Raw genomic sequence first — 359 nt, forward strand, 5'->3', positions numbered from 1 at the left:
ATCGTCGTCGAAGCACGGGTGCACGATGGCGAATCCGCGGAGCGTGGCGCGCTCGAGTGCCACGAGCACCCGTTGTCGCGCGTCGCGCGGCGCGTTGACGGTCGCGGCCCAGCGCTCGGTCAGGTCGGACGGAGCGAGCTCGTCCAGCTGGGTACCGAGAACGTCCGTGTAGCTCTCGCGCCAGACGGCTAGTTGCAGCGCAGCGATGGCGGGCGCATCGTCCGCCCAGGCGAGACGGACGCTGACGTCGGCCGTCACCAGCCCTCCGAGAAGTACGAGCGACCGCCCGCACGATCCAGACGCTGCTCCACTCGCGAGATGGTCGACGGCGTCGGCCAGAGCGACGCGACCATGGCGAT

1 protein-coding gene is annotated in these 359 nt (G+C 70.2%); it reads right to left on the bottom strand.

Annotation, left to right across the window (positions count from 1 at the left end):
• A partial coding sequence (locus tag D9V41_RS16890; protein ID WP_481725508.1) for a GNAT family N-acetyltransferase occupies positions 1–258 on the bottom strand: 258 nt, incomplete at its 3' end.
• Positions 259–359: the final 101 nt, after the last annotated feature.

It is taken from the genome of Aeromicrobium phragmitis, assembly GCF_003674095.1.
GTDB lineage: Bacteria > Actinomycetota > Actinomycetes > Propionibacteriales > Nocardioidaceae > Aeromicrobium > Aeromicrobium phragmitis.